The sequence below is a fragment of the Candidatus Effluviviaceae Genus I sp. genome (assembly GCA_016867725.1).
Classification (GTDB): Bacteria; Joyebacterota; Joyebacteria; order Joyebacterales; family Joyebacteraceae; genus VGIX01.
In genome coordinates this window covers 1-9,696 of record VGIX01000052.1, presented here as the reverse complement: position 1 = coordinate 9,696, position 9,696 = coordinate 1, and the positions used below count along the sequence as shown (strand labels likewise).

General features: G+C 68.6%; 6 protein-coding genes. 3 read left to right on the top strand and 3 right to left on the bottom strand.

Annotation, left to right across the window (positions count from 1 at the left end):
• Positions 1-220: hypothetical protein (locus FJY74_08730; GenBank protein ID MBM3308397.1), on the bottom strand; the 220-nt coding region annotated here is incomplete at its 3' end.
• 106 nt (positions 221-326) lie between these two features.
• Positions 327-2,447 (bottom strand): T9SS type A sorting domain-containing protein, encoded by a 2,121-nt coding sequence (locus FJY74_08725; GenBank protein ID MBM3308396.1) that lies wholly within the window; start codon positions 2,445-2,447, stop codon positions 327-329.
• A 389-nt stretch (positions 2,448-2,836) separates the two neighbouring features.
• Here FJY74_08725 and FJY74_08720 point away from each other — a divergent pair, with 389 nt between their 5' ends.
• Positions 2,837-4,537 (top strand): hypothetical protein, encoded by a 1,701-nt coding sequence (locus FJY74_08720; GenBank protein MBM3308395.1) that lies wholly within the window; start codon positions 2,837-2,839, stop codon positions 4,535-4,537.
• A 15-nt stretch (positions 4,538-4,552) separates the two neighbouring features.
• On the opposite strand, the gene FJY74_08715 is transcribed toward FJY74_08720, so the two are convergent.
• Positions 4,553-5,257 (bottom strand): hypothetical protein, encoded by a 705-nt coding sequence (locus FJY74_08715; GenBank protein ID MBM3308394.1) that lies wholly within the window; start codon positions 5,255-5,257, stop codon positions 4,553-4,555.
• A 221-nt stretch (positions 5,258-5,478) separates the two neighbouring features.
• On the opposite strand from FJY74_08715, the gene FJY74_08710 reads away from it, so the two are divergent.
• Complete coding sequence (locus FJY74_08710; protein MBM3308393.1) at positions 5,479-6,639, top strand: IS256 family transposase; 1,161 nt, start codon at positions 5,479-5,481, stop codon at positions 6,637-6,639.
• A 120-nt stretch (positions 6,640-6,759) separates the two neighbouring features.
• A partial coding sequence (locus FJY74_08705) for a hypothetical protein (GenBank protein ID MBM3308392.1) occupies positions 6,760-9,696 on the top strand: 2,937 nt, incomplete at its 3' end.

Sequence of the window (9,696 nt, the reverse complement as noted above, 5' to 3'; positions counted from 1 at the left end):
ACCGCTCCGATTCGTAGATGTCGATCATGTGGGGGTATTGCTCGACGTCGAACTCGATCCACGCGCAGCAGTTGTACTCGGCCTGGATGTGGTTGACGACGATCGTCCCGTCGGAGGTCTCGATGAGCACGCCCTCGAGAGGGCACCAGAACGACGTCGCGGCGGCCGCCATCGGAAGGGCCGACAGAGCGAAAGCGAGGGCTGCGAGGAGTGGTCTCATCTGCGCCACCTCCTCCCCTGTCATACGTTGGCCTGTGCTCTCGGGACTGAGCGTAACAGGCCGTCGCGGCGGCCGCAACGTCCGTTGAGCACGGGAGACAGCCCCGTCACCTCACCACCACGCTCTTCGCCGTGAGCTCCTTCCCGCCCGCCTTCAGCCTCACGAAGTACACCCCCGCGGCAGCCTTCTCCCCGCTTGCGGTCGTGCCGTCCCACGACCGCTCCTGCAAGCCGGCCGGAAGCTCCCCGGACATGACCGACGCGACCTGTCTCCCGGCCGCGTCGTACACCGCGAGCTCGACCGACTGCGGCGCGTGGAGATAGAACGCAATGCTCGCGCCCGAACCTGACGGATTCGGTTGGATACGCAGCACGCCGGGGGCAACCACCGCCGCGGAGTCATCTCCCTCATCCACCGCCGACGTGTCGAGCGGCGCCCGCCACACGCTACCGCCCCACAGCCCCGCGAACACGTTCTCCGCGCCGGCAGCGAGCGCCCTGACCGGCGGCCACGGCTTGAGGTCGCCGTGCACGTCGGTCCACGTCGCGCCCAGATCGGTCGTCGCCCAGAGGGCGCCCCACCCTCCGGCGAGTAGCTCCGTCCCGACCGAAGCCAGCGCCCAGATCGTCGTGTCCTGCGGTCCGCACGAGACCCAGCTCGACGTGCCCGCGTTCCACTTGTACACGCCCTTGCCGTCGGTGCCGACGAAGAGCACCCCGCCGTGGGCCGCGAGCGTCCGCATGGTCAGCTGAGGAAGACCTGTGTTCATCGCCGTCCAGGCCGTCTGCCCGTCGGGGAGCTTGTACACCCCGTGCTCCCAGAGCGCCGCGTACAGGACGCCGCCGATGCGCGCGAGGCCCATCACGGTCGCGTTGGGGAGTCCGGTCCCCACCTCGGACCACGAACCGCCGCCGTTGAGCGAGGAGCGCACATGGCCGTCGTTCGAGCCGGCGTAGAGCGTGGTCCCCCAGATGCCCATCGAGAAGATGCCGGTCCCGGTGAGCCCGGTCGGGCTCCACGTCGTCCCCAGGTCGGTGGACTTGAACACGCCGCCCCAGGTGCCCGCGTACACGCCGCTCGCGTCGGCCGCGAGCGCCCAGACCCAGACGTCGTTCAAGCCGCTCGTCCAGCGCGTCCAGGTGTCGCCCTGGTCGCCGGAGTGATAGACGCCGCCGCCTTCGGACCCAGCGTACAGGTGGCCGCCGTCCACCAGCAAAGCGGTGACGGGCGCCGCCGCGATCCCGTTCGTCTTCCAGCTCCACTCCTCGGTCTCCGGGTCGAGCCGGAACAGGCCGCCGCCCCACGTGCCCGCGTAGGGCGACAGGCCGCGCTTCCCCATGACGCGCACGTCCCTGTTCCACAGGCCCGTGTTGAGTTCCTCCCACTGCGCCGCGGACCAGTTCCAGCGCCACGCGCCTCCGCCCATGAGCCCGGCGTAGAGCGTCTGGTCAACCTCGAGCACGACGTCCACGTTGTCGTCCCACAGGCCGCTGTTCATCGCGACCCACTCGCTGTCGTCGCAGTCAAGGTGATAGACGCCGCCCTCGTGCCCCGCGAGGAAGAGCGCGTCCGCGGTGGCGCCGATGGACTGCATTCCGAGCGTCGAGGAGAGGCCGGCCTCCCACTCGACCCACGTCGCCGTCTCGGCGTCGTAGCGGTAGATGTCCTGGTCCAGCCGAGCGTAGAGGGTCGTGCCGCGAAGCGCGAGCGTGCGGACCCACGCGGACGACGCGGGCGGCAGCCCGTCGCTCATGAGCGTCCAGTTCGAGCCGCCGTCGTCCGAGCGCGCCACGCCGAACTGCCCGCCGGCGTAGATGGTCTCGCCGTACTTGCACACCGCAAGGCCGAGGACGATGGGATACCCCTCGCCGGGGATCGCGCCCGTCTGGTACCAGGTCTCACCGTCGTCGTCCGAGCGGTAGACGCCCCCGCCCCACGAGCCGAGGTAGACGGCGGCGGCGCTCGCGGCGAGCGAGGGCACGTAGTAGTTGCAGCAGGGCCAGGTGAGATCAACCGCGCTCCAGGTGTCCCCGCCGTCGGTGGAGCGATAGAGCCCCCCGTTGTCGGTGCCAACCAGGAGGGTGCCGAGCGGGGTCGTGACGATGCTCTGCACAACCGCTCCGTACGGGCCGCCGGTGAACTCCCAGAGGTAGTCGGCCCACGCTCCGGACACAGGGACAAGAACGAGAGCGGACAGGAGAGACGCGAACATCAGCCATCGAGACATGGGAGGCCTCCTTTCGTCGGGCACGGCCGCCGGGGGCAGATCGAGCACCAATGCCCTCGACAAGACACACTCTCGAGTCTAGGATACGCTCGATGACCGGACGCCGTCCATACCGTTCCCGAGGACCCGCGGGACCCGACCCGGACGGGCCCAAGGCCCGCCGCACAGGAGCGCACCCATGAACTGCAGAAGCGCAAGCAGTAGCCGTCGCCGTCTTGCTGTGGCGATGACGCTGTCCATTCTCACCGTCGCCGCCGGCCCCGGCGCAGGCTGAGCCCGCGACTCCTCGCGACGGGTCTGAGCCTCAGGCCATCGCCGAGGCGACCTTCGACGTCGAGCCCACCGTCTGGTTCCAGGGCTTCCTCGCCGACGACGCGACGGGCGACCCCGTGAACGCGACGTACACCATCGTCGCGAGCATCTACAGCCTCGAGAGCGGGGGATCGCTCCTCTGGGGTCCCGAGACGCACTCGAACGTGCCCATCGTCGAGGGGTGGTTCAACATCGAGCTGGGCGCCGTCGAGCCTCCCCTTCCCGACTTCTCCGCGACTACCTGCTACCTGCAGCTCCGGGTGAACGGCGAGCTGCTCACCCCCAGGTCCAAGCTCGCGAGCGTCCCGACCGCCATCCAGGCGGGCGACGACGGCGACTGGTTCATGGACGGCAACGACATCTACCACGAGACGGGCTTCGTCAACATCGGCACGGGACCGCTCGGGGAGTCGCGCGACGACCGCGTGTCCGGCCTCAACGTCCTGGGCACGGCGCAGGTCACCGGGTTCAAGCTGCCGACCGGGGCCGCCGCCGGCCGCGTGCTCACCTCGGATGCGAGCGGCACAGGCACCTGGCAGTCGCTGCCCGGCGGCATCGGCGGTGGCGGAACCTCGGGCTACCTCACGAAGTTCACGGGCGCGGCGACCATCGGGAACTCCGCCGCGTACGAGAGCGGCGGGAACATCGGGATCGGGACGACGACCACCACGGACGCGCACCTGACCGTCGAGACGGCGACGACGCTGCCGGCTCTCGCGCTGAAGAACACGTCCTCCGGGCCCTACTCGAGTGCGCTCCATCTCTCCAGGACCGAGCCGGCCAACTCCGGCGACGAGATGGTCGTCATGACCGCTCCGTCCACCTCGACCTCCGGGACATGGATACACTGCTATCTCCTCACGCCGAGCGGGTTCTACTCGCCCTTCTACGTGGCGACCGACGGGAGCATGTACTCGATGGGGTCGTCGCTCTTCGAGAACGACAGCGAGTACGGGACGATACGCGCGTTCAACTACTACGCGAGCAGCGACGCCAAGGCGATACACGGCTACTTCGCGAGTTCCACGGCCGCCGACGGAGTGGCCGTGTACGGGGATGCGACCGCAAACGACTACTACGGGTTCGGCGGCAAGTTCGCCGGCGGGTACATGGGAGTGCGGGGTGACGTAACGGCCACCGGGTCCGCGAGCTACTACGGTGCCTACGGCGCCGTGACCGGGGGGACCGGGACCTGCTTCGGCGTGTACGGAGTGGCCAGCGGCGGCGATTGGAACGTCGGCGTCTATGGCACCGCCCACGGCGGTGTGAACAACTGGGCCGGCTACTTAGACGGCGACGTCCGCGTGGCGGGGTCGATCAACCCCGTTCTCGCCCGCATGGAGATCGACGACCCGACCGACCCGGCCAACAGCTACCTGCGCCACCCCCTGGTCGCCAGCGACGAGATGAAGACCGTCTACGACGGCACGGTCGTGCTCGACGCCCGCGGCGAGGCCACGGTGCAGATGCCCGACTGGTTCGAGGCCCTGAACGCCGACTTCCGGTACCAGCTGACGGCGGTCGGCGCGCCGGGTCCGAACCTCTTCGTCGCCGACGAGGTGCAGAGCGGCGCCTTCCGGATCGCCGGCGGCGAGCCCGGCATGAAGGTCTGCTGGCAGGTCACGGGAGTGCGCCACGACGCGGTCGCGACCAGGGCCGGGTCCGAGGTGCGCGTTCCGAAGAGCGCCGAGGACCGCGGCCGCTACCTCGACCCGGTCGCGCAGGGCGCGCCGGAGGACCTCCGCATCGGCCGGGTTGACGAGAAGGCGGCGAACTGAGCCGACGGCCCGTCGCTACGGCGCGAACGGGTCGTCGAACGTGAAGTCGTCGAGGGCCACTCCCTCGTTGTCGTCGCCGCCGGGCCAGCCGTCGCCGTTCACGATTCTGACGCGCGCGATGACGCGAGCCGGCTGTCCCGTGGCCTCGTCCACCATCACGATGCCGCGGAATGTGTGCTCGCCGTCGCCCGTCTCGATGTCCGTGACGAGACCGATGCGCTGGCCCGTCGTGTCGAACACCGCAAGCGTGCAGGGACCGTCCTCGGCATAGTCCGCGTCGATGAACCAGAGACCGAACCCGGTCGTGAGCGCCTCGTTCCCGGCTTCCTCGAACGTGACGATGGTCACATTGCCGCCGCCGGCCGGAGTGGCGACCGGGCCCGGTGCGTACGAGTTCATCGCCGACACGGGCGGGAAGTCGACGGGGTAGCCGAAGTCCTCACTCACGTACTGACCGTCCTCGCCCGTGATGACGATGAGGTCCGAGTCGAGGTAGCGCTCGGCGTCAAACCACGCGTGCGAGCCGGGCCCGCCGGCGTCGATGTCGTCGAAGTCCACTTCGTTCACGTCGTCCAGCCGCGCGGTGAAAGCCGCGAGGTCAGTGTAGTACTCCGCAACGATGCCGTTCTCGTTGTCCGAAGGGCCCTCGTCGCCGCAGCCCGCAACGAGAGCGAGGATCCCCAGTGCAGCCGCCATGCCTGCAACACCGCGAGTCGCCACGGAGCCCTCCTTCCTGCCCATGCCCCGAGCATCATGACCTCACCCGGGATCTCGTAACGCCGTTCCACCATATCACGGTGGTCCAGCAAGGTCAATCCGGCGCGGGATGGAGTAGTGTACCGGTTCTTGTGTAAGAGGGCCTTGTCGGGAGGCGAGGCCGCAGGATAGAGAGACGGGCATACCCGGATCCTACCCATCGCCATGGAGAGGAAGATATGCCCGTGAGAGACCGAGGCCTCTCGACGCCCATGATACGCAAGCTCTGGAGTGAAGTAAAGGGCCCTGCCGAAGACGAGATCTGCCTGGCAGCGAGGAAGAAGATCAAGGACACCCTCGAGAACGGGATGCTCGATGAGCTCGAGGAACTCGTGAGATGTGGCTCCCACGAGCGCACGCAAGACAGGCTGGACTACCGGAACGGCTTCTACACACGGGGGCTGCTGACGACGTTCGGCCACATCTCCGGCATCCGCGTCCCCAGGGCCAGGAACCTCACGTTCAGGACCAGGTTCTTCGGCTGGTATCAGCGCCGGCGGGAGTCGTTCGACATGGCCGTGCTTCAGTGCTTCGTCACCGGCACGTCCATGCGGAAGGTCCGCGGTGTCGCGCGGGCGTTCAGCGGCTCCGGCATCTCGGCGAGTGCGGTGAGCAGGATCCTCAAGGGTGTGGACCAGGAGGTCGCAGCCTACAGAAAGAGCCCGATCACGGGCTCCTACCAGTACCTGTTCATCGACGGCCTGTGGATGTCCGTCCGAAAGCGCTACGACCGCAAGAGCCCGGTGCTCTTCGCCATGGGGATCGATCAGGCCGGCAGGAAGACGCTCCTCGGCTTCAAGCTCGCGTTCGCCGAAAGCCAGATGGAGTGGGCGGCGTTCCTCGAAGACCTCAGGAAGAGGGGCATGAGAGACGACAACCTCGAGCTGATCGTACACGATGGCGCTGGAGGCATCGCCGCTGCGCTGGGTCAGGTCTTCCCCTACACCGCCACGCAGCTCTGCACCGAACACAAGATCCGGGCAGCCGCGGCCCACCTCAGGAACAAGAGCAAGCGGGATGTCTTCCTCGCCGAAGCGAGGGCCATCTACAGGGAGGCCCAGGACGTGCCCGACGCACGGCAACGTCTCGACCGGTTCTCGGAGCGGTGGTTCCCTGACGAGCCCAAGGCCGTGCGGTCGCTCAAGAGGAACTTCGGCCGGACGCTGGTGTACATGCAGTTCCAGAAGCACCTCTGGAAGACCCTGAGAACCACCAACCCGATCGAGCGGTACCAGGAGGGGATCCGCCGCCGGACCAACCCCATGCGGAGCCTCGCCGATGACAGGAGCTGCGAGAGGATCGTCTATGTCCTGACGACGGCCCTTGATCCGGACGTGCCCAGATGAGACTACACAAAACTATGGACACCACCGGCTCATGCCCGGCTGTGCACACGCCCCCTCCCCGTGCTACAATCCCCCACAATCTGAACCGCAGCTCATCTCCGGACCCACCCAGGAGGCCCCATGCGCCGCATCACGCCTCTCCTTCTTCTTGTCGCCCTCCTCGCCGCCCCGGCCGCGAGCCTGGCGGCGGGCCCGGCCGCCATCCCGGCGGCAGGCCAGGCAGCGACCCCGGCCGCCATCGCCGCCACCGACCCATTCGACCTCCTCTCCGTCATGCGCGAGGAGCTCGACCGCTCGCTCGCGAACTTCGCCGAGGCCGAGGGAGCGCCGTTGTATCACCTGCAGTACTCGGTGACCGACCTGCACGACTACTCGCTCTCCGTCACCGACGGCGGGCTCAACGCGCCCGAGCAGAGCGGCCGCCGCTACCTCGACGTGGATCTCCGCGTGGGGAGCATGGAGCTCGACAACACGCACGAGATCCGCGGCGACAACTGGCGCGACAACTACACCGAGACGCGCCTCGTGGACTTCCCCGTGGACGACCATCCGGCCGCCGTCCGCGCCGCGCTCTGGAACGAGACCGAATACCAGTTCCTGAAGGCGCAGGAGCGGCTGACCAAGGTGCTGGCCAACCGCCAGGTCAAGGTCGAGGAGCAGGACCTGTCGAACGACTTCTCCCCCGGCGACCCCCACGTCTACTCCGAGCCGCCGAAGCGCACGGACATCGACGAGGGCTACTGGAGCGGCGTGCTCTCGCGCGTCGGCGACTACCTCGCGGGCCACGACTTCGTCACCCGCTCGTCGGCGTCCATCTCCGTCACCGACCGCAACAACTACATGGTGAGCAGCGAAGGCTCGGCGCTCCAGCACGGCAACACCTATCTCCGGGTGACACTGATGATCTCCGGCATTGCCGACGACGGCATGTCCCTCCGACGCTCCGAGTACTGGGCCGCGAGCACCACGACGAACCTGCCCGACGAGGCCACCGTGATGGAGAACGCCCGGCGCATCGTCTCCGAGCTCGACGCGCTCCGGAACGCGCCCGTCGTCGAGCCGTACATCGGCCCGGCCATCCTCACGAGCCGCGCGGCGGGCGTGTTCTTCCACGAGATCTTCGGGCACCGCATCGAGGGCCACCGGCAGAAGAGCGAGAGCGAGGGCCAGACGTTCACCAGGAAGGTGAACCAGCAGATCCTGCCCGAGTTCATCAGCGTCTACGACGACCCGACCCTGCCGGTGTTCCGGGGGACTGACCTGCGGGGCCACTACAGGTACGACGACGAGGGCACGCCGTCGGAGCGCGTGACGGTGGTGGACCGCGGCGTCCTCCGGAACTTCCTCACGAGCCGCTCCCCCATCGAGGGGTTTCCGCGCAGCAACGGCCACGGGCGCCGCGAGCACGGCAACGACGTCGTCGCGCGCCAGGGCAACCTCATCATCGAGTCGGAGAAGACGGTGCCGTACGCGCGACTCCGCCAGATGCTCATCGAGGAGTGCCGGCGCCAGAAGAAGCCCTACGGCCTCATCTTCGACGACATCTCCGGCGGGTTCACGATGACGGGCCGCGGCGGGCCGCAGGCCTTCAAGGTGCTGCCGCTCCTCGTGACGCGCGTCTACGCCGACGGGCGGCCCGACGAGGTGGTGCGCGGCGTGGACATCGTCGGCACGCCGCTCACGAGCTTCAGCAAGATCGCGATGGCGGCCGACGACCCCGGCGTCTTCAACGGCACGTGCGGCGCCGAGTCGGGCTGGTGCCCGGTCTCGGGGATCTCGCCGAGCCTCCTCGTCACCGAGATCGAGGTCGAGAAGCGCCCCAAGGGACAGGACCGGCCGCCGATCCTCCCAACGCTCGCGGCGACCGCGGCGACGGCGGCGACCGCGGCGGCGCAGGACGACGTGCTCTTCGGCGCGATGCAGGACGAGATGGACCGCTCGATGAGCGATCTCCGCATCGAGGGGATGAACCCGCCCTACTTCCTCTCCTATCGCCTGCAGGACGACGACGTCGTGGGTGTCGAGGCGCGCTACGGCTCGCTTGTCCGCTCCGAGGCAACGCGCGCGCGGAACCTCTACGTCGAGTGCCGCGTCGGCGGCCCGTCGTTCGACAACAGCAACTTCGTCGCCGGCTGGCAGGACCTCAACCGCCAGAGGCAGGGCGTCGTCGAGGAGGACCACTACGGCGCGCTGCGCCACTCCATCTGGCTCGCGACCGACGCCGCCTACAAAGCGGCGCTTGAGCAGCTTGCCGGCAAGGAGTCGTACCTGCGGGCGCATCCGCAGAAGGAGGCGGTGCCGGACTTCTCCGCGGCCGAGCCGTTCGTGCACATCGAGGAGCCCGTCGCGCTCTCGGTGGACACCGGCGCCTGGGAGGACGAGGCGCGGGCGGCGGCCGCCGTGCTCGCCGGGTATCCCGCGCTCCAGGACTGGAGGGTGGCGTTCACCGGCGTCGCCTCCACCAAGCGCTATGTCAACTCGGAGGGAAGCAGGCACCTCAAGGGAGCGGTCATGAGCGACCTCGAGATCACCGCGACTGCGCAGGCCGATGACGGACAGCGACTGACGGCCTTCCTGAGGTACAGCACCAGCGGAGGCGACGCGCTCCCGACCGGGCAGGCGCTCGTTGCCGCCGTGCGAGGGATGGCGGAGGAGTTCGAGGCCCTGCGCTCGGCCGGGACGCTGGACGAGTACGCCGGGCCCGTCCTCTTCGCCGACTACGCCGCGGCGCAGCTCGTCGCGCAGCTCTTCGCCGCGCAGCTCGCGCCCGCGAGGTCCCCACTCCTCGCCGACGACTGGATGAAGCAGTACGTGCCCGACGCGAAGCTCGCGGGCAAGCTGAGTCGCCGCGTGCTGCCCGAGTTCGTCACGGTGACGGACGAGCCCACGCGCGAGTCGTGGGAGGGCATGCGGCTTGCGGGCTACAGGCTCGTTGACGACGAGGGCGTGCCGGCGGAGAACGTGACGCTCGTGGAGAGCGGGAGGCTGGTGACGCTTCCGATCGGCCGTGGGCCGACGAAGAAGCTGACGGAGTCGAACGGCCGAGCCGTCGCGTTC

Bases quoted from the DNA above. Each gene is read 5' to 3' on its own strand.
- FJY74_08725 (MBM3308396.1), bottom strand. From the start codon at position 2,447: ATGTCTCGATGGCTGATGTTCGCGTCTCTCCTGTCCGCTCTCGTTCTT.